The organism is Paenibacillus sp. WLX1005 (assembly GCF_046603685.1).
Taxonomy (GTDB): domain Bacteria; phylum Bacillota; class Bacilli; order Paenibacillales; family Paenibacillaceae; genus Saccharibacillus.
On record NZ_CP176756.1, the window covers coordinates 3,342,782 to 3,365,112 of the forward strand.

Sequence of the window (22,331 nt, forward strand, 5' to 3'; positions counted from 1 at the left end):
GAATGAGGTATCTTCCTCTCTGCTGGAGCTTTTGTTATATACAATACATATTTATTCGCAAGCGATGCCGTCTTTGTCACGATCCAATTTCAGACGGTATCCCGGTTGACCTTTGTACAATGGAGCTTTGCCTGCTTTACGTACAGCAGTACAGTTTTTGTAAAAGACACCTTTCACGTTAGTGAAGCCAGATACCTGCTGCGAAGGTTGCGCTTGAGCGGTAGACGATACAGCGACGCCCGTTCCAGCGATGAGTGCTGCGGTAACAATGCCTGCGAACAACTTTTTCATGTGATTCATTTGTAGTAACCCCTTTGTCTGTATGATGTTGTGATCGATAACGCCTTTTTCTCTTTAGGTGAATCAGTTAGTTATGTGTTCCTGTGTATTCTATCACATAATTATGTTTTATTTTACCTTTTTTTCAAAATAAGATTTGATTTGTATATTGTAGTTTTGAACGAGGCTTAGGTGAAAATGAACAAGAAAATATCAGCAGGATGGGAGGAGGAATAGTAGCTAAGTAACGTGTATTTTTATCACTATTATGAATTTTTCATGTGTTGAAATAATCATTAAAATTAGTCATTTAAAGAAATCGAATGGTATTGCAATCCAGATAACGTAATCCTTGTTGCTTCAACCTTTTATCGTACAAAACAAAGCGAGCAACAAAGTGATCGGAACAGCAAACACTCCATATTCCCGCTCGGCAATCACCGAACTTGGAACACGGAGTGCTCACTCTGGCGATACATTAGAGCGATTCATTCTCTATAGAATATCGCGCGATGTATCATTTCATATGACAAAGTTTTATCCATTACGATATAGGTTAGCTTCTCAGTATCAATGCTATTCAACCCACCGCCATTCACATGAAATTCGTACCATCCATTCCATCATACTCAACATGCAAATGACAGCTACCTAACACGATATGAATGAACGTCTCAGCTTCCATCCCATTGTTCTCATTACCACTATGGCATCATTTATCCTATCATCACTACAATGCTATACACCGCCACACCTAGTGAAATGAGCGAAAATCCTGCGCAAACATAATTCATCTTTGCCGCTTGTTTGCTACGCAACATTGTCCACAGCTGGTATCCCGCCTGCACGATGCTGACAATAGAAATGATCCAGATCGCTCCCATCACAATTTCCATCCATGGGATTGCGCTGCCCGTACTACCATCACCCATATGGCTCATCCCGCTATGATCCATACTATGCGTATGATTCATTCCACTCATGCCATCCATGCTCATTCCACTTCCGTTCATCTCTATACTGCCCTGTTCCATCATCACCATCGACGATGCCAGTGCAGGCACAATTAACATATGAATGACATGCAGCAATACAATCACTACAGCTGGCAATAACGAAGAGAGCATTGGCAGGGTAGACATTGACTTGCTGCGAGTCACATCAGATACAGCACTGCCATGCACAGACCAGACCGTTGTTTTCTCCATCAGGCTTCCTCCTTCATCAATGGTTATGATGCTGACAGTGACCGTGCGCCTTCGATGGCGAAGGTGGCACATCCAGTGCTGGACTACGATCGAAGAATCCGGTCGGTTTCAGCATAAAACTGATATACGCTGTCGGCATCACGGGCCAGTCCTCTGGACGCGTAATATGATGATGCCCCATGTTGTACCAGACCACCACGTCCGTGTTCTCAATATCCCGATCCGCTTCCGCCCAGTATTGCAGCCCGTCACCGCCTGCATGCTGATTCGGATAGCTGCCAGAAGCATAACGTTCTTCCGGGTCAAACGGAGTCACATACAAATGATGCTTCAGAAATCCGGCACGTTTCATTAGCGGTGAATCGTCATGCGCATACGGATACGCATTCTCCCCGGCAAATAGCTTGTAACCGACCGGATCACCAAGCGCATTTTTCATAGTCGGATTGATAAATTTCCAGTAGCGCGCAGTTCGCAGGTCGAGGTCACGAATTGCTTCCGACTCTTTGCGGAACGTAGTTGTTACTGGATAGAAGCCATTGCTGTACGGATTGTCGGGACCTTTTTCCATCGAAACGGTATTGACTTCGCACACGGAATTGTTTGTGCCATCAATCATCAGATCCATACGCACATTGAAGAAATGCTGATGATGTGCGGCGAATAGCTGTGGTGCAATCAGATTGCCGTACGGATAACGTGTATCCGGCTGAATCGCTTCTGTATGCAGAATACCCGTCAGCTTCACTTCAAATTGAATCGAACCGTCCTGATAAAAGTACCAGAAAAATCCGTATTCATAGTTGCCGACAGTGGAGATGCTGGACAATACCAATCGGCGCGAACGACGCACCTCCACATGGCCGGTACGCCAGTCCGTATGCTTCCAACCGATACCAAAATCTTCTTCATGCAGACAGACCGCATTGTTAATTTGAATAATATTGCCCTGACTATCGGAGAAATGAGCGTCAAAATAACGAATCTCGCCCAGACAGTCACAGCCCAGCTCCAGCGGATTGGCAAGCATCCCGATCCCGTATTCACCAGCATCAAAGGCATTGTTGCGATTGACTGGCTCGGTCGGATCGCCATATGGCACGACCATTTCCGATAAAGACGCACGATACAGAATCGGACGCTCTCGTCCCTGATCATTGTAGCTGACCGTATGCAGTACTAGTCCTTCGCGCGAAGTAAAGCCAAAGCGGACTTTCCACTTTTGCCAGCATATCTCATGTCCTTGCACTGTAAAGCTGGGTCCCTGCGGCTGCACAATATCAAGTGGACGTATATCACTGCGCAGTGGTCCGACCGCATCAGCCGTATAATTGCCATCCAGCGGAGGCAATGGCACAATCTCGCGGTCAACCACCTTCATCACTTCCATATGATTCAGATCGACTAGCGCATACAGCCCGGAGATCGGACGAGCATACAGATTATCAAACTCAGATGTACGATAATAGCTCAGCGCCCGCACGATACGTCGCCCTTCTTCTTCCTCATGTCCAAAGTTTCCCGCCGACCACGGATCCACCATAATTTTGTCCATATCTGTCAGTCCGCGACGCTCAAGAGCAGCGATCATATCGGGATTGCTTTTCACTACGTTCTGACACTCCATAAACTCATCCGCCATAATGGACGGCTGTACACCCGGAATATGCTTCCACGAAACGATGTGCCCACCAGTTACCGACACGACTGCTTCGTAGGTCTGCCCATCGCGATTGTTCAATACGATGCAAAACGCTTCGCGCTCTAACAGATCACCGGCTTTGTATTGCAATACTTGTGCTTTGGGAGGCTCATACAAATTCACACTGGCAAAGCGATAATGCTCGTCCAGCTCCTTTTCTTTTCGCAAAATCGCAATCGTTTGTTCCAGTTCAAGCGCCGTGAGCGGCTCCAGTGGATGAGTGACTGTTTCTAATTGAATCGACATGATGATGTCCTCCTTCATAGTTAAAGTCAACTTTTATGACTTCTTGTGTTGAAATCATATCGAAATCTATCTAGTTATGTATTGTAAAAATGGGATCAACAGAAAAAAACATCTCTTTTGCGTAAGGTAAGTTAACATATATTCCGCTTTTTACAATCAACGATGAGAGGAGATGTACATAATAAGACAAGGAATACATGCAATCCATTTAAGGGGGAATGAATATGGATCAAACAACATCTAATGTACAACCACATCCACGGCAGCAAGCATCGCTTATGCCGGATGCGTTGGGCGTGCCGGGTCTGGTGTTTTTCGTTATTTCGGCTGCTGCACCGTTGATGGCATTGATGGGTACACTTACTTTTTCAATGGGGCTAGGTAACGGGGTTGGTGCACCGGGCATTTATGTATTGGCGCTAATTCTATGGATGCTATTCGCGGTCGGGTATACATCAATGAGCCGTCATGTGCGTAATACAGGTGCTTTTTACGCCTATGTATCCAAAGGGCTTGGTAAAGTCTCCGGCATTAGTGCCAGTCTGCTGGCGATTGTATCATATTGTGCATTGTTGCTGGCGTTATACGGTCTGGTCGGTAACGCATTTAACTCATTATTGATGGAAGTCGGTATTCATCTGCCATGGTGGGTATACTCGATCCTCTGTTGCGTGATCGTAGGTGTTCTTGGATATCGACGTGTCGATGTGGGGGCGAAGCTACTTGGGGTGTGCATGATTATGGAAGTGATCATACTGCTGATCATCGCTGTTGCTGCACTAACAACGGGCACGGCGGAAGGCTACACGGCAGCACCATTCCAGATGGATGTCTTGTTTGGTGGCTCGCCTGGTATTGCAATTATGTATTGCATGGGTGCCTTTATCGGGTTTGAAGCTACTGTCATCTATGGAGAAGAAGCCAAAAATCCGAATCGCACGATCCCGGTTGCTACGTATACAGCGGTTGGCATCCTCGGATTGCTGTACGCCTTTATCAGCTATAGTATTGTGATTGGTTGGGGCGAAACTGGCGTTATGAACAAGGTGAATACAATTCTGACACAGGGACTTGATCCTGCCAGTCTGTTTACCGATCTGGCGGCAAGTCATCTAGGCAACTGGTCGGTATGGGTACTGCGCTCCTTGTTCGTGACTAGCGCCTTTGCCGGGCTGATTGCGTATCATAATGTTATTGCACGTTATTTGTTTTCAATGGGACGCTCTGGTATTCTGCCTGCTGCGCTCTCCCGTTTGCATACTCATCATCGATCTCCACATATCGCTGGCTTGCTGCTGAGCATATTGTCGTTGATCTTTATCGGATTGACTATTGCAGCTGGCTGGGACCCTTTTTTACAAACGTTTGCTTATTTATCTGCGATGGCGAGTCTCGGTCTGCTCTGTCTATATACAGTTGTTGGTTTTGCGATTTTATCATTCTTCATTCGCACGGGCACCGATCGACGTCTCTGGCATAGTAAAATCGCTCCGCTCCTGTCCGCCTTCGGTCTACTCGCTGCCACGCTGATTACGATCATCAATTTCCCATCACTCGTCGGTACAAGCGCATCCTCTGTACCGTTGCTCATGGAATTTACACTTGCACTTGTAGCTGTTGTCGGTGTCTGCATCGGCATCTGGCTCAAGCTGTATCGACCATCGGTTTATGAACAAGCGGGCGAATCCATTGCCGAAGCAGAAAGTGAAGCTGCTAGCTCCAGCGTTTGACATCCAGCACAAGCTAGGACCAAGCATTGCACAAAAGGTGCCACAATATCTATGTGGCACCTTTTGTATTCTAATTCTACCCTTCTCTATGAATCACAACACTTCTGTATGTATGACAAAAACCCAGCAATGCTGTTCATTTCGATTCTGAACAGTATTGCTGGGCTTTAGCTTTGCGTATTAGAGATTTGTGTATCGAAGCTTTACTTATAAGAACTTTACATATTGGATGGCCCAATGTAACAAAGCTTCGTCACAATAACTCCAGCTCCGTCACCAATTTACGCTGACTCCATTCCAAACGTAGCTGATGCGGTGACAGATGGCTAAACTTTTTAAAATTATTCACAAAATGCGAATGATCATAATATCCTTGCTCATGCACAATATCGAGCAGATCGACATCATTTTTCATAATCATATGCAGAGCGTGCTGGAAGCGAACCGTCTGGGCAAAAAGCTTGGGCGAGAATCCAACACAATCCTCAAACTTTTTACGCAAATATCGTGTTGAATACCCGGTATGCACCGATAGATCGTTCACCGTAATATTACCGCGATAACCTGTAATCTCATCCAAACAATACTGCACCAACTCTGGCAACTGCTCCGTCGTCATTAGCGGTAAAAAGAGCGCAGCAAACCATTGCACCCGTTCGTGAAAATCCTGCGCCTCAAAGATCCGCTGCATGTACTCGTCCGGTAGTGCAAACACATCCTGCAATGTTACCCGCTGCTCAATCCAGTCCTTGAGCGGAATCACACCAATCCCATGTCCCGGCAAAAAGCGAACGCCAAAATAACGCGCGCCCGGCTGAAACCGCATCACCTTCGCCGCTAACACACTTCCACAAATCTCAGCATGTGGTTGCACAGCATCACAATAAAATAACACATCCACACACCCATCCGGCACAACATGAATACATTCTGTCTGTTCACCGCTCGTAAATTCATAATACAGCACCGGCTGATCTGGTTTTTGCGTCATATTATCTTCCATATAAAATTTGGTTTCCAGTTGAAAACCGAATTGAATCGGCATGATAAGGGATGGATGAGTTACCGATGTACCAACCATTGACACAACCTCCTTTTATCCCAGCCTTATTTAAAAATAAACCCGATTCTCTGTTATGATATTTATCACATATATTACGTATATTATAATTAAAATTTGAATAGGTTCAAGTTCCGATTTTTACAATGACATTTCCATAGATTGATATGTACCTCTCTGCGTTCTTGTAGCCAAACGTTGAAATGCAATACAAAAAGCTCTGAAACAAACAATCCCATCGCTATCCTAGCAGCGATATTGTCTGTCCCAGAGCGATATACATACAATCTGCAAGCTTCTGTACTACATTCCTCTTCTCTATGCTCATTCAGCACGACCACACCTTACGAAACGCACGAATTACATCGCCATTGCGCGAACGATCCAGCACTGCAAACGTAATATGCTCAAACAGTACCGCATACTGCTCATCCAGCAAAATCTCACGGAACCAGCGTGCTACTTCGGACGGATCGTTACGAAATACACCACAGCCAAATGCGCCCAGCACCAGATGACGCTCTCCTTGCTCCGCGGCTACAGCCAAAATATAACGAATACGCTCCTTCATGATGATTTCAATCTGCGCAACCTTGTGCGCTTCGCGCTCGCGTACAATACCGGCATTGACCGCTGGTGACGTGATTATGGATACCGTATACGGATCATTGCGCAAGCAACCATCATCTTCGCGGAATACGACTACATCCGGGGAATAGATCATATAATGCGAATACATACAGCTTTTCTCACGGCGATTATAGGTGTACATCGCTTCCATTTGTACGATGGAGGGGTAAAGTGACGAAGAACGTGCCAGACTTTCTTCCTGCGCCTGACTGCCGCCGAGAAACCCGCCACCCGGATTCCGTGCCGAAGCAAAATTCAATGCCAGCACCTGCCGCTTATGCTGTTCCTTCACGAATCGTTCCGCTGCCTGCAAGGTGGATTCGTTGGTACATTCTATTGTGGCAAATCCATTGCCCGTCGTGGTTGATGCTTGCAATTGTGCAATTTGCTGCTGCACTGACTGCTTCACGTCAGGAAGACGATCAGGAGCATACAATACAGCATCTTTTACCGAATGGGCGATAGCATCAGCAATATGATGCTGTTGTCCATCAGGCGACGTGTACTGTCCTTTGTCCAAAATATCCAGCGTTTGCTGTGCCCATTGTAAGCGGATATTCCGCATGTTTGCGTTCTTTTTGTCCTTTGGATGCTGTATTGTATTGTTAGATGTTGTCACTTGCTGAAGATCTGATTCCTGTCGATATAAACGAGCTTGTCGTTTGTCATGATTGGATCGTTCCCATTTGGACATAGATGGGGATGAATGATTGTTGTTGCTACTCATATTCTTTCCTCATTTCGATATACATCCTACAGTCTGTATCTGTCCTATAGCTCTGTATACATTCTAGATTTAAGTTACTGTTGTTCTTTTAATAACGTATCGCGCAGCGAAGTTAGTACCTCGCCAAGCCAATTGGTGCCTTTCCATGTGTTACGGTTCAGGATTAGTGGATTGTCTGCTTCCAATCCTACGCCCCAGATTGTATCGCTTGGGCTAGCTTCAACGAGTGTCGTACCAGCTGTAGATAGTAGCGCAAACAGCAAATCGGGATTTTGCGTAAACTTAGCTTCATTCCCCTTATATACAATATCTCGCGCATGCTGCTGCCAGTGCTTCTTATTAAAATGTTGTACTTCGCGTCCCAGCTGCTTCTGCTCACGGGGATGCTTCGCTCGCAAAATGCGCTGCGCCGTTTGCTCATCTTCAAATAGCATTGCCTTTCCGTACATCATATACTGCTCGGCACTGTGAAAATGATTCCCGTCGATCGTAAATTCAGCCGGATGCCATTGCGAGAACGGCGATTCCGTATGATAGAACAAAGTGAATGTCTCTTTAGATTTGGAACTCATTATTTTTCTCCTTTCATTAGGAATAGAGGCAGAGCATCAAGCGTCTTCCCATTCTGGGCGGAAGCGGTACAGTTGAGATGGGCGATGTCCTGCATCCTTCGTATACTCATTCGTAGCTGTCACACGCGTCGCCATCTTGCGACGGAAAGCGGGTGCCAGCAATTCACGATCCAGAATAATCTCATATACTTGCTGAAGCGCTGATAATGTGAATAGCGGCGGCATCAGGTTAAACGCAATATCGGTATATTCAATCTTGCTACGCAGTCGCTCCAATCCGTAAGCAATCATTTTTAAATGATCAAATGCGATACCGCCATGATCCAGCACTTCCCAATTCACACCTGCCACCGTACCATGATACGTGCGCGTTACACGCACTATGCCGCTTAATTGTAAGTGTTGATGGGATAACGTCACCTGCATTTCCTTTTCCAAACGACAGCCGTCTTCCAGATGTATCTTCTTCTCCTGCGTAATTCGGTAATCAAGCTTGAACCAGCGAGCATCACTGGCATCTTCACCCGCACGCACCTGTTGACTGGTGGAATCGACAAGCGCCATATATGAAGCGCTAATGACCCGAGTTCGTGGATCACGATTCACATCGCCCCATGTATACAGCTGTTCCATATAGATGCGCTCTAATCCAGTCTCACTATGCAATTCACGCGCCGCCGCTTCATCCAGACTTTCATTCATACCGACAAAGCCACCCGGCAACGCCCATTGCCCTAGAAAAGGATGCTCTCCGCGCTGAATTAACAGCAAATGCAGTGATTTCTCCGGCAATTTACGATAGTTATCCTGCTCCTGATCCAGAATCGTAAAAATCAGCATATCCGCAGTTGCCGAAGGTCGTTCAAATTGTGATGCGTCGTACCTGTCCAAATATTCATGCTCTGTCAGCCCCTGTGCGTCCACCGGCTGCTCTGATTGATCATGGCTCATCCTGTTTCCTCCGTTTTCATTATGTTCATATTCAATGAATAAAAGATAAGATCATACGCGCAGATCTGTTACATACAGTAGATAGTGGTTACATAATGAGTGTTAGACTGTATCCTTGCTAGTTATACATGTGCTATTTACATACTTGCTACTTGTACATACGAATAGAGCTTTTATTTTGAAATAGTCGTTGTACTTGGTCTACATTTCTATTTTTTAGTTACTAATATCGACTCGTTGTATTCACTAATTATCGTTATTATCCTTACATAACTGCTACGCTTACTATACATCTACTATCTATCTTGCTTCTTGCTTCTTGCTTCTTGCTTCTTGCTTCTTGCTTCTTGCTTCTTGCTTCTTCATTATCAAGATAATCAAGCTACTAATTCTCTTTTTAATATTATCTAAATGTTAATAACATATCGTTATTATATTCAGTTGTTGTATCATCGTCAACCCGGTTTCGGATTTGCGTTTCCGATTTTCTCTAACAATGAATTCCTTAAAGCGAAACTATTAAGCTGCTGTTGCGTATAAACAATGATGCGGATCGTTGACTTATACATGGATGATTGTGTGAATCATTTAAATTTTTAATGAATGATCAGTAATATCATTGCTGTTATAACCGATATATAAGGTATACTATGTGTAACATATGCCTATATCGCATTTTGCGTAGATGATGTGATACACGAAGCAGCTACGTTACGCTGCCGATGAACGAATACGGAGGCATTGCAGAAAGGTGTACAATGTTTACCCGTTGAAGGTAAAGGAGTGAAACCATGAGAATTAATCCTATTGATGCCGTACGTAAAATCACTGCTGATTTTGCTGCTTATACACGCCAGATTTTCGAGAAAAAAGTCGGCGAACAAACGGAACGTACCCGTCAGGAACCAGTAAAAACGACTACCGATACAAGTGTGCAATTTGATCAGCTGTTAGAGAAAATCCCGGCGAATCATACAGTGTTGCCTGCCGCGATGCCTGCGGTCGCCTCGTATCAGGAACTGGCTGCACTGAAATTGCAAAGCGGAACGTATGAACATGCGCTACCAATTAGTCAGCGAATCTCAGTTGCGCAGAAAGCGTACGAAGGCTCTATGGTCGATCAGGGACATGTGACGATTGAACCGTTTGACTCGCGTGCTTGATCTTTCGTTTCCAATAGCAAAAAACCTTCCTCTGCAATCGGGGAAGGTTTTTTATTTATGTTACACCGTAGGTTTCGTTTCATCGACCGCTGTTGTTACAGCTTTCACTTCGTATTTTGCATGACTTACATTCAAAATATATTCAGGCTTCGGTTGACCGGCTTTGTTGCGATGACCTTGAACATGGGCATCGCTTTTCTCCCAGTTTTTCCAGTCTTGTTCCGATTCCCAGCGGAACATAATCAAGACTTCTTCTTCTCCGCGGCGCACCTGCTTGACCAGCACCTGCATATCAACAAAACCCGGCTGTTGTGCCACAACACTTCCCGGTTGGCTAAAACGCTCTACAACTTGATCGGCAGATCCTTCACTGACCGTAATTGTACGTAAAATAACGAACATACTAATCCCTCCTTACACCAGTTGGTTCCGGCGAATGAGTATATTATAATTGATAATCATTATCATTGTCAAAACAAAAGGTTTTATACTAACCTATTATAGTATGCGTTCAATATACGCTCTCATGCAAAATTTCACCTGTACGTGACAGATCATATCCACCGATAGCTTTCAGTTCATTTTGAAACTCCGTCGATTGCAAAATACGCTTCAACAGAGCAATCCATTCGGCATTTTCCGGTTTATTCAGCACGACCAGATCATAACGCTCCAATGTAAGCGGGACAAACTCCACCCCGACCAGTGCGGCTGCCTTCTCACTACCTACCCCTACATCCGCTTCACCAGCAGCAATACGCGCAGCTACAGCGATGTGCGATGTTTCTTCACGGTCATAACCTTGCAATGTAGATGGACGAATATGATGTAGCCGCAGTTGTTCATCCAATAGTACCCGCGCCCCGGCTCCGCGCTCGCGATTAACGATACGGATGCCGCGCTGATCCAGCTGCTGCCACTCTGTAATACGTTTCGGATTGCCCCGCTGCACATACAAACCTGCACGCCGGGAAGCCAGATTAATGAGCGTAAACGGATGAGACACCATCAGCTTGTTCACATACGGCAAATTGTACTCGCCCGTCTCTCCATCGAATAAATGTGTGCTCACAATATCCGAATTGCCCATATACATCGAGACAAGACTATCCATACTACCGGCAAAAGAGCGCAGCGGACGGTAACGTTGTTCTTTTTCCATGTAACGTGCCAGCAGATCGAGGCTGGTATCTTGACCGGTAATCACAATCGTCTTCATATTCACGGGCGGCGTCACAGGCTCTTCAGTAATCGGCTGCACATTGCCTACATTGCGCAAAATCTCTTCTGGACGCGCATAAGCGGCATGTACAAATGCTGGCGAAGCACCCGCTTCTTCTGTACCACGCTGTTCTGGTGGAAGATGATTAGCTGCATCCGGTGCCAGACCAGATGCGGGAACATGTGCCAGTCCGCCACTTTGGAACTCCTGTAATTGCAATTGACCTGCATTTTCGCGTAGCATGCCATCTTTGGAACGCTGCTTGTACTGCTCCAGATCGTCATGATCGATACGCATCTGCTTGCCGACACGATAGGCGGGCAAGTCGCCTTTTTTGATCAGATCGTACACCGTCAGCTTGGACACTTTTAGCAGACGGGCGATTTCTTCAGTTGTATAGGATATCTGCTCGCTCATATGCAGTCCCTTCCTTATTTCAAAATTTCTAGTTCCAATACATTCATTTCCTAATATATCGTTCATTGTAGTATAGATGGTGATAAACAACGATGGCTTTGTACGATAAAACAGGTTACATACTTGCACACTCTATAGCTGACACAATATGTTCATGATTTATCTATTCAGCTGGATCAGGTTTGTATAAGCAACGATAGCCGAACTAAATACCACCGTTTCAGCTATGTTCATCTTACCTGCGTATAGACCGTATTTCAATTCGCAAAAATTAAACCTAAGCCACTTTAAATATAACTAGATATAATTAGTATTATCCTGTATGATTTAGTACGTACATTTTGCATGATACGGCGAAATAATACATATCATTAAGGAGGATTTTAAATGAATATGCCATCCCATTCTTCTACTTCATCCCGTCGCTCAGCTTCGCGTCTGCGCATGACAGTTCTGATCATGCTGACCGTTCTGGCTGTCATGCTCAGCGCCTGCTCATCAACAGCGAATACAACAACAGATTCCAACTCTACATCCACACCAGCGGCAAGCAATGAAAGTAGTTCCACTGCAATTACCGAACTGACCATCTCCGCCGCTGCAAGTTTGACGGATAGCCTGCAAGAAATTCAAAAGCTGTACGAAGCTAAATATCCGAATGTCAAATTGACCTTCAACTTCGCTGCTTCCGGTACACTGCAAAAGCAAATTGAACAAGGTGCTCCGGCTGACCTGTTCATCTCCGCAGGCAGCAAACAAATGCAAGCCCTGATCGACGAGAAACTGGTTGATAAAGACCATGAAATCAACCTGCTGACAAATGAACTGGTACTTGTTGTACCCAAAGATAGCACTACAACACCGGCAAATGTCGAAGACCTGAGCGCTGATAGCATCAAGCGTCTCGCTATCGGTACACCAGAATCTGTTCCTGCTGGCATGTATGCCAAACAAGCACTGGAAAAAGCCAATCTGTGGGATAGCCTGCAAGCCAAACTGGTACAAACCAAAGACGTGAAGCAAGTGCTCTCTTATGTCGAAACAGGCAACGCCGATGCAGGCTTTGTATACAAAACCGATGCGATGGAATCCGATGGTGTGAAGATCGCCTTCACTGCTAGCGAAGACAGTCATGATCCAATCGTCTATCCGGCAGCTGTACTGTCCGCTACTACTCACCGCGAAGATGCAGCACAATTTTATGCGTATCTGCAAACGGAAGAAGCCCAGGCGATCTTTGCTAAATACGGCTTTAACAAGGCCGCTGCTACCTCATGAGTGAAGCCTGGTCCTGGGACAGCATTGGCTTTCCAGTAACGCTTTCGCTGCAAATCGCCTGCTTTTCCAGTATCGCGGTATTTATTATTTCGATTGCGGTCGCAACACTGATGGGCAAATATTCGTTTCCCGGTAAAGTTATTCTGGAAACAATCTTCATGTTGCCACTTGTCCTGCCGCCATCTGTAGTCGGTCTGCTTCTGCTCACCATCCTTGGACGACGTAGCTGGATTGGTCAGGCGGCAGAATGGCTCACGCATCAGCCAATCGTATTCAGCGTTACCGGTGCGGTTATTGCCGCCACCGTTGTCGCCTTCCCACTCGTCTACCAGACGCTCAAAACCGGATTTGCACTCGTCAACCGCGATGTACTAGAATCGGCACGCTCACAAGGCGCTAATGAGTTACAGGTGCTTTTGTATATGATTCTACCACTCGCTTGGCGTTCGCTAATTACCGGCTTTGTACTCGGATTCGCTCGGGCGCTTGGTGAATTCGGCGCTACGCTGATGGTTGCAGGCAATATTCCCGGCAAAACGCAAACCTTGCCAACAGCCATTTACTTCGCTGTCGATGCGGGCAATATGCAGCTTGCCTGGAGCATGACCATCATTACGATTCTGATCTCGTTTATCCTACTATTATTAACTAGCAACATTCGCGGCTCCGATTAGGGAGTCGCGTTTTTATTGTTTTCCGGAGCTATGTATAAGATCGAAATATAGAATCGAAAATCTGTATTTCCATATTCCATTCAAATATTTGACATTCAAACATTATTTTGAAAAATTTAATTGAGAATGCTATGATAAAGTATCATCTATACTTCGCTTGATTGTGTTCCAGCTTATATCTGTTTTCGCTCTGTCATCCAGCATATTATCCCTTCGTTTACATAGGCAATTCCATATTCCTATTCTTGCAGTACGACGAACTAGATTGGCATAGCTTCTTACGTTTCTACCTTATGAATGCAGTCATCCACCGAAAAGAGGTTGTATATTCATGCTCAAGCTTCATCAGCTTTCTGATATTTCTGAATTACAGGCGATTTGCGAAAAGCAGGATCATATTATGCTGAAACTGAACTGGGATATGCTCAAAAACCGCGCTCCCGGAAGTCTTGAAGACTTTTTTGATTATGAAGATGGCGAACTACGCTCGTTTCTAGCATTGTACCGGTTTGGAGCCAACGTCGAAATCTGTGGCATGACCCACCCAGATTATCGGCATCAAGGTCGGTTTAGCAAACTATGGAAACAAGTAACAGATAGCAACCTATTAGAAAACAAACAGAAAATCCTCTTTAACATTCCTCATTCTTCAAAAGATGGACAACAATGGGCGTCATCGCGGCACGCCGGTCTGCATAGTGTGGAGTATACTCTCAAATTGGGAGACGATATGAGCGGGCTTGGCATTGGTAGTACGGAGCTTGTATCGCTGCGACCCTTTACACAGGACGATGCCGAATTGTGGGCACGATTGGATGCAGAAGCATTCGACATTTCGGAATTTTCAACATTAGCAGCGTTATCTAGTCCACATCGCTCGTTATCGCGGGTAATGCATATCATTGAGTATCAAGGGCTGGCTGCTGGTAAAATTGAAGTCGATCGTCAGGGCGAACATAGCTGGATTTATGGCTTTGTCGTTGATCCGGCGCTGCGCGGGCATGGGATTGGACGTAGCGCTCTGCGGCAGGTTACATTGGATGAGAAAGCAAAAGGCAAGCATGTGTGGCTGGATGTCGTCGCTGATAATGCGCGGGCACTGCATTTATACGAATCATGTGGATTTGTGCATGAGGATGTACAGGATTATTATGAATATGTATATGCTGCTGCTAAAACCAATCGATAATCAACATACACAAAAAGCGTTTATCACAGCGATGGAGGTCCGGTCCACCGCTGGATAAACGCTTTTTTGCAGAACTGCTGAACTTTCCGTACATGACTGGGACAGACGGTTCAACAGTCCTGTTCCCCTGTAACAGGGAAGGCCGTATGTTCATGTGTTGCGTATATATGTGAAAAGGCAAGTGGCATCAAAATGATGGGGGATTTTGATACCGTCCTCTTTCACCTAAGTGAGGCTCCATTTCGGAGCAAGGTATGCCGTACCGGCGTTACTTCTGCAATTGGCGCAGATCGTATTTCCGCCCGGCACGGCATGGCGGAGCAATTCCAGGTAATCGAGCGAGCGACCATATTGTTCCGCTGACGGAATATGGTGGCTAACCGTACCTGCCGAGATGTTGAACATCTCGATACGCTCCGGCATGCTGCCAAAGGCTGTCCGACAAAACACGGTGGACAGATGAATAAACGCATCTTCCAGATGGGGCTCATGCTCCCAGAAAAATTTCTGGACAATCAGGCTCTTGTGTCCAGGTGGTACAACACCCGGTTGCGCTGTTGTCCAGGGAATCTGCCATGCCGCCTGGAAAATCAACGATAGTTCCGCACCCAATTCAGGCACGATGACCTTTTGCTGTTCATATAACATGACCGGATGTGGGGCATGCTGATGCTCTGCAAGCAATGTGCCCAGATGAGCGATCACAGTGTCCTTTACGTCCCAGTAGTGGGCTTCACTTTCAAACCCGACCGGACGGCGAGGCCAGCGAAAATCGACCAGCTTGCCAATATTGCTTACTTCCCGCATATCCGGGGAAAGGCTGTAATATGCGTTAATCGCATGACCGATAGCGTACAGAACGCGCTGCTTCCACGTCGGTTGCGAGGACGGGGAAGCTGGCTTTTGTTCGCCATAGGTCTGACGCAGCCAATCCTCCAGCTTGTAATCATGGAGCACAGGTGGCTCCGAAACAATCGTGTGTGTACTCATTCTGTCATTCACCTGCTTCCAAACAAGACTTTGCCGATTAATTATACGACGCTGGCAACCGCGTTTACGAACTGTTTACCGAAATTACGGCAGACATCTTTGTCTTCCGATGAAGGATTCAGTTCGATCTTCAGGTTGTCCTGCACCAGCTCGGCACCGCGCTCCTTCAGTTTCTCCGACAGCAGATCAACCGCTGCGGCAAACTGGTCATACGCTGTGTCTCCACTACCGAATACGGCAGCTTTTTTACCGGACAGGTCCAGCTCATCCATATCTTCGTAGAAATCGAGGAATTCGTCCGGCAATTCGCCGTCGCCCCAGGTATAGGCACCGAGGATCACTGCATCGTAGTCCAGCAGAATATCCGCGTCCACGTCCATCGATTGTTTTACATCCACTTCCGCGCCTGCGGATTGAACGCCTTCCACGATCAGGTCAGCCATCTCTTCGGTATTACCGGTCAAGCTGGCGAACACAATTAAAAATTTCGGCATAGCCATCCTCCTGTATGCTTGTTTCTCTCGTCGGTTTCTCTGTGAACATCATAGTTGATAATGATTCTCATTGTCAACATTTAATTTGAATTTTTTATTTTATACTGGATGTGGAACGATTGTTTAACTGTGTATAAACGTTGTTGTGGCGCTGTTTAGAAGCATTTTTAAATTCCAAAATTTATATTTTATTTTGTTTCATTTCATTGAGAATCACACTGAGATTGCCCTTGTATTGTCATTGCGATTCTCAACGGCAGGCTTAATAGATATGTTGGAATTTTGTACAACATCAAACTCCATTTTATCTTAAAAAAATGGAACGATCCTCTATATAGAAGATCATTCCATTGTTATTGTCGCCTTTACTAGTGTGATTGGGATGATATTGCGGAATATTCGTCACAACGATTCAAAATGGCGCTGCCATCGACTTCTGCTCTGGTGATAGCAAATCCTTGAACTCGTATACAAACTCACCGTGCTCGGCGATGAACAACCGAAGCAGACCTTTGCGTCGCATATCTTCCAGCACATAACCAGCCTGTGATAGCGTTAGAGACGTAAACAAGCTGACATCGGCTGCCGTGAAGCGATTGTTGCGTCCTGCGGCGATGCGTAATACCTGCCTCTCCATCCATTGCTGCTGCTTGCGCTTGGACGAATGCAAGAGCACGCAACCGATTGCAGCCGGGATGATGCCCCACCACAATACTCCGATATGCTCTAACGGATCAGGTAATAATGTTTGCAAGAAAAGCAGTGCTACAAAGCCTCCAATTCCCATCAACCATAATGCAATCCGGCGTTCTCCCTGCTGCATAATCCTCTCTCCTTTCGGATATCAAGATCTGATAACGGTTTGAATGAACGATTATATGAAATATGATGAGTACTGGTGTATGTGTATGTGTATGTGTATGTGTATGTGTATGTGTATGTGTATGTGTATGTGTATGTGTATGTGTATGTGTATGTGTAAATAAGTATACCGCTACTGGAGAATCACTTCCAGTTTTTGAAGCTTGCAAATGCTAATTTCCGATGGCAACAGCAGTTTTGGCAAACTATCATCATGTTGGCGCTTCGTTACCTTTCTTTTACCGCAAAATAGAGCGGTTTTAATCACACTACTATAGCGTGTGTGATGTCGTTGTTGTACAATGGAATGCGGTGAACCATGAAGGAACATTTGCGGCAGATGCCTGCACGTATACCCTATTCGATGTATACCAATGATCCAATCGGTGAAAATTAAATATAAGGATGGTTAGACAATGTATATTGCAGATCAATGGAAAGATTATGAACTGATTGACACAGGCGATGGTGAGCGTCTGGAGCGCTGGGGCGACATTTTGCTGCGTCGTCCCGATCCGCAGATCATCTGGCCCAAAACAGGCAATGATCCACGCTGGAGTCAGGTGCACGGACACTATCATCGCAGCTCATCAGGCGGCGGTGAATGGGAATGGAAACGCAAAATCCCAGAACGTTGGGAGCTGGCTTTTCAAGACCTGAAATTCCACATCAAACCGACTAATTTCAAACATACCGGGCTGTTCCCAGAGCAAGCAGCGAACTGGGCATGGATGATGGACAAAATTCGCAATGCCGGACGTCCGATCTCTGTACTCAACCTGTTCGCCTATACGGGTGGTGCAACAGTAGCCGCTTCGTCTGCTGGTGCTGAAGTTGTACACGTCGATGCAGCCAAAGGTATGGTGCAATGGGCAAAGGAAAATCATCAGCTGTCCGGTATCGGCGAGCGTCCGGTTCGTTTTATTACAGATGATGTATTCAAATTCGTTCAACGCGAGCAGCGCCGTGGCAACAAATACGATGCGATCATTATGGACCCACCATCGTACGGACGCGGTCCTGGCGGCGAAATGTGGAAGCTGGAGCAAAGTCTGTATCCATTCCTCGAATCGTGCATGAGCATCATGTCGGATCAACCGCTATTCCTGCTGATTAACTCGTACACAACAGGACTCGCGCCGACTGTATTGTCGAATATTTTGAATATGACGTTGAAGAAGCGGTTTGGCGGGCATATCTCATCCGGTGAAATCGGACTGCCGATTACGAATTCCGATATGGTTCTGCCATGCGGTATTCTCGGACGCTGGGAAAGCTGATTGTTATGACATCACGCTCTTCCGGCTCCAACAAAGGCTCCGGCACTCGCAACAAGCAGCATAAACCGTACGCTAACACATCATCGTCTCATTCAGCTATGAATGGACGTAAAGAAAATACCGCTCAAGCTCGCAAAAAAGGAACCAATTCGTCTACACGCTCGCAGCACAATGCGCGCACATCCGGCGACGAATCAAAAAGGGAGTATGGTGCTTCTTATCGAGACAGCTCCAATCGTCATCGCGCATCAGACAGAAAACAATCTGCTCGCCGTAGAAATGATGATTCTTCAACGGCGGCTCGTTCCGCCAATGAGACAGCTTCTTCCCATAAAGAGCATTCTATGCACAGCGATCATGCTGATGTATCGGCAAATGCCCTATCCAAGGCAACGGCTCGTTTAGTCAGCATTCCTGTATTATATGAGGATAATCATGTAATCGGCGTCGTGAAGCCGGTCAATATCCCTTCGCAGGCGGACGATACGGGAGACGAGGATATGCTGACCTTGATCAAACAGGATCTCAAGGAACGGCATCAAAAAGCGGGCAATGTATTTCTCGGACTTGTTCATCGTCTGGATCGTCCGGTTGGCGGTGCAATGTTATTTGCCAAAACATCCAAAGGCGCTTCGCGCCTGTCGGATTCCGTACGGAATGGGCGATTGTTGAAGCGTTATATTGCTGTACTGCGCGGCATTCCAGCGCGCCCGAAAGCAACGTTACGCGATACACTGCTCAAAGATACACGTACGAACACCTCTGCCGTTGTAGCTTCTGGCACACCCGGCGGAAAAGATGCGGTGCTGGATTATGAGGTGCTGGCAACGCATACGCAAGCTAATCTGTCACTGGTGCTCATTACGCTGCATACCGGTCGGTCGCATCAGATTCGAGTGCAAATGTCGCATGCCGGTTATCCGCTATATGGTGATCAGCGATATGGTGTAACTGTCAACCGTCCGGGTGAGCAACTGGCGCTCTGGTCGGTACTGGCAGGCGCTCCACATCCGGTCAAAGACGAACAGATTCGCATTCTGTCGCTCCCACCGCGCCTACGTCCTTGGAATCAATGGTCAGAACATGTATATGATCAACTGGCAGAACGGTTGGAACGCGAGCAAGACTAATAGAATAGTAGTATCAAAAGCTTTTCTCTTGTGCGAAACCGCAATCAGCATTTTGGATGGATGTAGCTGCTTTTATTGAGCAGCTCTACTGTACAACGATGTGATTGTTGAATGGTGCTGAGGAAAGCTTTTTTGTTGAAGTTACATTTGGATTGAGAGTTGTTTATGTTCTAACTATTTGGGGATTTAGAATGTTTGGGATTTATGGATTTTGGTGTTTATGATGTTTATGGTTTTTGTATTCTGGATTTTTTAGATTCAAGCTGGAGCCGGCGTCGCTGTATCGTCTACTGATCAAGCCCAACCTTCGCAGCAGGCATCTGGCTTCAATAACGCGAAAGACTTGATTGTGTTTAAATTGCTGTGCAGCATAGTTACTTTGTTTAGAAAATCGTTCATTTGCTTGGAGCGTAGTTACTTTGTTTGGAGAATCGTTCATTTGTTTGGAGCGTCGTTTTGTCATATGGCATATCATTATTGCTGAAGTGAAGACGTCATCAGTCGTTTTAAGGCTGCGATTTGTTTATCATGTTGCAGATTGGGATATATGGTTGCGTTTGGCGTGGACTCAGTATATGCAAATGGAGCAGGTGGGCGTTTACTCATCTCGTAGTAGCCGATCTCAACGTGTAATGGCATCTCGTTCTGCGGTGGTTGTGACCATTGAATATGTGGTTGATGCTCAGGATGGAGGGCGATTGTTTTTGGTAAAATAGCTGCGCCTCTGCCCTGCTTGATCAACGTGAGCATCATATCCAGTGTATCCACTTCGCGGATATTCCAATCATAGCGCGGATGATTTCTTGTGTATTGCATCGTTGCCTGGCGGTATGGACAATCGGTGTCCCGGATAATAAGAATGGGTAGCTGATGAAGCTGTTCTGCCAACGATTCGTCCGATTGGACATGCAGAGATGCCGAACGAATCCAGCCAATCCCTTCGTGAATTCGGAAGATACATACAGCCTGTCGCGCTTCTGTCCAATTGCGATTGAGTAAAATACCATCCAATTCGTCAGCAAGTAGCATGGAGATCAATTGCTGTGTTGGTCGTGTATACACATCTAGCGCCATGTCTCGATCCCATACTGCTTCAGCGAGATACCCCGTAGTAATCGTAGATGTTGCACCAATCCGTAGTGACGTCGGTAGCTGTTGAGAGGAACTAGGTGCAAATTCATTCTTCGCTTGCTGTACAAGTTCCAAAATGGAGTGCGCATATTCTAGTAAACGTTCGCCAGCTGGTAATACAAGCACACCTCGAGGTGTGCGTTGGAATAACGGCGTTTGCAATTCGTCTTCCAATCGGCGTATACGTGTAGTGACATTGGATTGTACATAACCAAGCTGCTGTGCTGCGGCTGACATGGATTGCGTATGCGCTACTTTACAGAAAATCTCCAGATCGTTTAATTCCATTGTGCGCCTCCTTGTTAGATGATGATATCCCGTATGGATGACATATCGTATTCAAGTCATTTTCTTTTATGCGGTTGAGCCTTTTATATAAGCAAAGTCTGCATCTATGCGCTATTGAAATTGTGTATAGCAAGTATGGTGGTACATGGATGAAGATTTTGCTTGAAATTAGATATCACTGAAAATGATACCATGGTTCATTTCTAATCATTATACGGAACGATAGGCGAACGGTACAATACGGGTATGGTATTTCATCCCTTACTCAAGTATGAGCGAAAAAGGAGTGCTTCGTATGATCGGGATGCAGTATGAGATTGGGTTGCCTGCGGATTATGATATGGAGATTATTCGCGAACGCGTTCGTCGCAATGGACACAAAACAGATGGGTTTGAAGATTTGTTCTTTAAGGCGTATTTGATAACGATTCGTCAAGTTGGTGGCAATCGACAAAATAGCTATTGTCCGCTGTATGTATGGAAGCAACAGGGGGGAATGAATTCTTTTTTGTTTGATGGACCTTATGATGCGATTCTGGATTCGTTTGGCTGGCAGCATGTGCAGATTGGGGTGCCGCTCAAGATACATATTCCCGAAGCGGCATTGTTACGGGAAATTCGATATGTGGTGGAGTGTAAAGGGATCATTACACCTACCCATTCGCTGAAAGGATTGCCGCAAAAGATTGAGCATGATCTACATCGTCGATATGCTTGGCATGAGTATGGTAGTCAAGGGAGTTTGTTGATGTATAACCCGGATAAATGGGCGTATAGTCAGTTCTATTTGTTGAATGATCTGCCGACAACTGTGCCTGATGGATGTACGATGTATGAGGTTTTGCATTGGTCGCTGGGCTTGGAGTTGAATGAAAATATAGGTGCAGGTATTGGCGATGAGATATGAGGTTGTTTGAACTTTGTTGGGATTGAACGAAATGAAGTGTTGAGAAGTCACAATACATCTTAAATATCACGCGTATAGCGTTGGCGCGTATAGCGTTGGCGCGTATAGCGTTGGCGCGTATAGCGTTGGCGCGTATAGCGTTGGCGCGTATAGCGTTGGCGCGTATAGCGTTGGCGCGTATAGCGTTGGCGCGTATAGCAAA

The 22,331-nt window shown here is 45.9% G+C and carries 20 protein-coding genes and 1 pseudogene; 8 read left to right on the forward strand and 13 right to left on the reverse strand.

What is annotated here, in order from left to right; genetic code table 11:
* Nucleotides 1-51: 51 nt before the first annotated feature.
* The 3 genes and pseudogenes from ACE3MZ_RS14230 to ACE3MZ_RS14240 all read right to left on the reverse strand — a co-directional run.
* Nucleotides 52-165, reverse strand: a pseudogene (locus tag ACE3MZ_RS14230) (excalibur calcium-binding domain-containing protein); the annotation flags it as partial.
* Between the two features lie 830 nt (nucleotides 166-995).
* The gene (locus tag ACE3MZ_RS14235; RefSeq protein ID WP_411342819.1) at nucleotides 996-1,487 is read right to left on the reverse strand and encodes a hypothetical protein; all 492 of its coding nucleotides are present in this window, start codon (nucleotides 1,485-1,487) and stop codon (nucleotides 996-998) included.
* Nucleotides 1,488-1,503: 16 nt separating this feature from the next.
* Nucleotides 1,504-3,435 carry a primary-amine oxidase gene (locus ACE3MZ_RS14240; protein ID WP_411342820.1) on the reverse strand — a complete coding sequence of 644 codons (1,932 nt, stop codon included), beginning with the start codon at nucleotides 3,433-3,435 and terminating at the stop codon, nucleotides 1,504-1,506.
* A 224-nt stretch (nucleotides 3,436-3,659) separates the two neighbouring features.
* Between ACE3MZ_RS14240 and ACE3MZ_RS14245 the strand changes: the two genes are divergently transcribed.
* Nucleotides 3,660-5,165, forward strand: coding sequence for an APC family permease (locus ACE3MZ_RS14245; RefSeq protein ID WP_411342821.1), 1,506 nt, complete (start codon nucleotides 3,660-3,662; stop codon nucleotides 5,163-5,165).
* A 253-nt stretch (nucleotides 5,166-5,418) separates the two neighbouring features.
* Here ACE3MZ_RS14245 and ACE3MZ_RS14250 read toward each other — a convergent pair whose 3' ends face one another.
* The 4 genes from ACE3MZ_RS14250 to ACE3MZ_RS14265 form a co-directional block, all read right to left on the reverse strand.
* On the reverse strand, nucleotides 5,419-6,246 hold the full coding sequence (locus tag ACE3MZ_RS14250; RefSeq protein WP_411342822.1) for a helix-turn-helix domain-containing protein: 828 nt from the start codon (nucleotides 6,244-6,246) through the stop codon (nucleotides 5,419-5,421).
* A 307-nt stretch (nucleotides 6,247-6,553) separates the two neighbouring features.
* Nucleotides 6,554-7,420 carry a TIGR02452 family protein gene (locus ACE3MZ_RS14255; protein ID WP_411346797.1) on the reverse strand — a complete coding sequence of 289 codons (867 nt, stop codon included), beginning with the start codon at nucleotides 7,418-7,420 and terminating at the stop codon, nucleotides 6,554-6,556.
* Nucleotides 7,421-7,656: 236 nt separating this feature from the next.
* Complete coding sequence (locus ACE3MZ_RS14260; RefSeq protein ID WP_411342823.1) at nucleotides 7,657-8,154, reverse strand: NADAR family protein; 498 nt, start codon at nucleotides 8,152-8,154, stop codon at nucleotides 7,657-7,659.
* Nucleotides 8,155-8,190: 36 nt separating this feature from the next.
* Complete coding sequence (locus tag ACE3MZ_RS14265) at nucleotides 8,191-9,105, reverse strand: NUDIX hydrolase (RefSeq protein WP_411342824.1); 915 nt, start codon at nucleotides 9,103-9,105, stop codon at nucleotides 8,191-8,193.
* Between the two features lie 791 nt (nucleotides 9,106-9,896).
* Between ACE3MZ_RS14265 and ACE3MZ_RS14270 the strand changes: the two genes are divergently transcribed.
* Entirely contained in the window at nucleotides 9,897-10,268 is a 372-nt protein-coding gene (locus ACE3MZ_RS14270; protein ID WP_411342825.1) for a hypothetical protein, read from the forward strand.
* Between the two features lie 60 nt (nucleotides 10,269-10,328).
* Here ACE3MZ_RS14270 and ACE3MZ_RS14275 read toward each other — a convergent pair whose 3' ends face one another.
* Together ACE3MZ_RS14275 and ACE3MZ_RS14280 are read right to left on the reverse strand one after the other, a co-directional pair.
* Nucleotides 10,329-10,670 carry an antibiotic biosynthesis monooxygenase family protein gene (locus tag ACE3MZ_RS14275; RefSeq protein ID WP_411342826.1) on the reverse strand — a complete coding sequence of 114 codons (342 nt, stop codon included), beginning with the start codon at nucleotides 10,668-10,670 and terminating at the stop codon, nucleotides 10,329-10,331.
* Nucleotides 10,671-10,779: 109 nt separating this feature from the next.
* Nucleotides 10,780-11,907 (reverse strand): substrate-binding domain-containing protein, encoded by a 1,128-nt coding sequence (locus tag ACE3MZ_RS14280; RefSeq protein ID WP_411342827.1) that lies wholly within the window; start codon nucleotides 11,905-11,907, stop codon nucleotides 10,780-10,782.
* Between the two features lie 393 nt (nucleotides 11,908-12,300).
* Between ACE3MZ_RS14280 and modA the strand changes: the two genes are divergently transcribed.
* From modA to ACE3MZ_RS14295, 3 genes are all read left to right on the forward strand, one after another.
* Nucleotides 12,301-13,185 carry a molybdate ABC transporter substrate-binding protein gene (gene modA / locus ACE3MZ_RS14285; RefSeq protein WP_411346798.1) on the forward strand — a complete coding sequence of 295 codons (885 nt, stop codon included), beginning with the start codon at nucleotides 12,301-12,303 and terminating at the stop codon, nucleotides 13,183-13,185.
* Nucleotides 13,182-13,859 carry a molybdate ABC transporter permease subunit gene (modB, locus tag ACE3MZ_RS14290; protein ID WP_411342828.1) on the forward strand — a complete coding sequence of 226 codons (678 nt, stop codon included), beginning with the start codon at nucleotides 13,182-13,184 and terminating at the stop codon, nucleotides 13,857-13,859. The genes modA and modB overlap by 4 nt, the downstream gene beginning before the upstream one ends.
* Before the next feature lie 331 nt (nucleotides 13,860-14,190).
* Complete coding sequence (locus ACE3MZ_RS14295; RefSeq protein WP_411342829.1) at nucleotides 14,191-15,048, forward strand: GNAT family N-acetyltransferase; 858 nt, start codon at nucleotides 14,191-14,193, stop codon at nucleotides 15,046-15,048.
* A gap of 225 nt (nucleotides 15,049-15,273) precedes the next feature.
* On the opposite strand, the gene ACE3MZ_RS14300 is transcribed toward ACE3MZ_RS14295, so the two are convergent.
* From ACE3MZ_RS14300 to ACE3MZ_RS14310, 3 genes are all read right to left on the reverse strand, one after another.
* Nucleotides 15,274-16,038: a hypothetical protein gene (locus ACE3MZ_RS14300; RefSeq protein ID WP_411342830.1), complete on the reverse strand. Its 765-nt coding sequence runs from the start codon at nucleotides 16,036-16,038 to the stop codon at nucleotides 15,274-15,276.
* 41 nt (nucleotides 16,039-16,079) lie between these two features.
* Nucleotides 16,080-16,532, reverse strand: coding sequence for a flavodoxin (locus ACE3MZ_RS14305; RefSeq protein ID WP_411342831.1), 453 nt, complete (start codon nucleotides 16,530-16,532; stop codon nucleotides 16,080-16,082).
* Nucleotides 16,533-16,944: 412 nt separating this feature from the next.
* A complete protein-coding gene (locus ACE3MZ_RS14310) occupies nucleotides 16,945-17,355 on the reverse strand; it encodes a hypothetical protein (RefSeq protein WP_411342832.1) in 411 nt (136 codons plus the stop codon).
* A gap of 454 nt (nucleotides 17,356-17,809) precedes the next feature.
* Here ACE3MZ_RS14310 and ACE3MZ_RS14315 point away from each other — a divergent pair, with 454 nt between their 5' ends.
* Both ACE3MZ_RS14315 and ACE3MZ_RS14320 read left to right on the forward strand, forming a co-directional pair.
* Nucleotides 17,810-18,673, forward strand: a complete 864-nt coding sequence (locus tag ACE3MZ_RS14315; RefSeq protein WP_411342833.1) for a class I SAM-dependent methyltransferase — start codon at nucleotides 17,810-17,812, stop codon at nucleotides 18,671-18,673.
* 5 nt (nucleotides 18,674-18,678) lie between these two features.
* Entirely contained in the window at nucleotides 18,679-19,803 is a 1,125-nt protein-coding gene (locus ACE3MZ_RS14320) for an RluA family pseudouridine synthase (protein ID WP_411342834.1), read from the forward strand.
* 474 nt (nucleotides 19,804-20,277) lie between these two features.
* On the opposite strand, the gene ACE3MZ_RS14325 is transcribed toward ACE3MZ_RS14320, so the two are convergent.
* The gene (locus tag ACE3MZ_RS14325; RefSeq protein WP_411342835.1) at nucleotides 20,278-21,222 is read right to left on the reverse strand and encodes a LysR family transcriptional regulator; all 945 of its coding nucleotides are present in this window, start codon (nucleotides 21,220-21,222) and stop codon (nucleotides 20,278-20,280) included.
* A gap of 295 nt (nucleotides 21,223-21,517) precedes the next feature.
* Here ACE3MZ_RS14325 and ACE3MZ_RS14330 point away from each other — a divergent pair, with 295 nt between their 5' ends.
* Nucleotides 21,518-22,129, forward strand: coding sequence for a DUF4865 family protein (locus tag ACE3MZ_RS14330; protein ID WP_411342836.1), 612 nt, complete (start codon nucleotides 21,518-21,520; stop codon nucleotides 22,127-22,129).
* Nucleotides 22,130-22,331 lie beyond the last annotated feature (202 nt).

Bases quoted from the DNA above. Each gene is read 5' to 3' on its own strand.
- ACE3MZ_RS14255 (WP_411346797.1), bottom strand. From the start codon at position 7,420: ATGCGGAATATCCGCTTACAATGGGCACAGCAAACGCTGGATATTTTG.
- ACE3MZ_RS14315 (WP_411342833.1), top strand. From the start codon at position 17,810: ATGTATATTGCAGATCAATGGAAAGATTATGAACTGATTGACACAGGC.
- ACE3MZ_RS14295 (WP_411342829.1), top strand. From the start codon at position 14,191: ATGCTCAAGCTTCATCAGCTTTCTGATATTTCTGAATTACAGGCGATT.
- ACE3MZ_RS14310 (WP_411342832.1), bottom strand. From the start codon at position 17,355: ATGCAGCAGGGAGAACGCCGGATTGCATTATGGTTGATGGGAATTGGA.
- ACE3MZ_RS14235 (WP_411342819.1), bottom strand. From the start codon at position 1,487: ATGGAGAAAACAACGGTCTGGTCTGTGCATGGCAGTGCTGTATCTGAT.
- ACE3MZ_RS14300 (WP_411342830.1), bottom strand. From the start codon at position 16,038: ATGAGTACACACACGATTGTTTCGGAGCCACCTGTGCTCCATGATTAC.
- ACE3MZ_RS14245 (WP_411342821.1), top strand. From the start codon at position 3,660: ATGGATCAAACAACATCTAATGTACAACCACATCCACGGCAGCAAGCA.
- ACE3MZ_RS14275 (WP_411342826.1), bottom strand. From the start codon at position 10,670: ATGTTCGTTATTTTACGTACAATTACGGTCAGTGAAGGATCTGCCGAT.
- ACE3MZ_RS14265 (WP_411342824.1), bottom strand. From the start codon at position 9,105: ATGAGCCATGATCAATCAGAGCAGCCGGTGGACGCACAGGGGCTGACA.
- ACE3MZ_RS14240 (WP_411342820.1), bottom strand. From the start codon at position 3,435: ATGTCGATTCAATTAGAAACAGTCACTCATCCACTGGAGCCGCTCACG.
- ACE3MZ_RS14260 (WP_411342823.1), bottom strand. From the start codon at position 8,154: ATGAGTTCCAAATCTAAAGAGACATTCACTTTGTTCTATCATACGGAA.
- ACE3MZ_RS14320 (WP_411342834.1), top strand. From the start codon at position 18,679: ATGACATCACGCTCTTCCGGCTCCAACAAAGGCTCCGGCACTCGCAAC.
- ACE3MZ_RS14250 (WP_411342822.1), bottom strand. From the start codon at position 6,246: ATGGTTGGTACATCGGTAACTCATCCATCCCTTATCATGCCGATTCAA.
- ACE3MZ_RS14270 (WP_411342825.1), top strand. From the start codon at position 9,897: ATGAGAATTAATCCTATTGATGCCGTACGTAAAATCACTGCTGATTTT.
- modB (WP_411342828.1), top strand. From the start codon at position 13,182: ATGAGTGAAGCCTGGTCCTGGGACAGCATTGGCTTTCCAGTAACGCTT.
- ACE3MZ_RS14305 (WP_411342831.1), bottom strand. From the start codon at position 16,532: ATGCCGAAATTTTTAATTGTGTTCGCCAGCTTGACCGGTAATACCGAA.
- modA (WP_411346798.1), top strand. From the start codon at position 12,301: ATGCCATCCCATTCTTCTACTTCATCCCGTCGCTCAGCTTCGCGTCTG.
- ACE3MZ_RS14280 (WP_411342827.1), bottom strand. From the start codon at position 11,907: ATGAGCGAGCAGATATCCTATACAACTGAAGAAATCGCCCGTCTGCTA.
- ACE3MZ_RS14325 (WP_411342835.1), bottom strand. From the start codon at position 21,222: ATGGAATTAAACGATCTGGAGATTTTCTGTAAAGTAGCGCATACGCAA.
- ACE3MZ_RS14330 (WP_411342836.1), top strand. From the start codon at position 21,518: ATGATCGGGATGCAGTATGAGATTGGGTTGCCTGCGGATTATGATATG.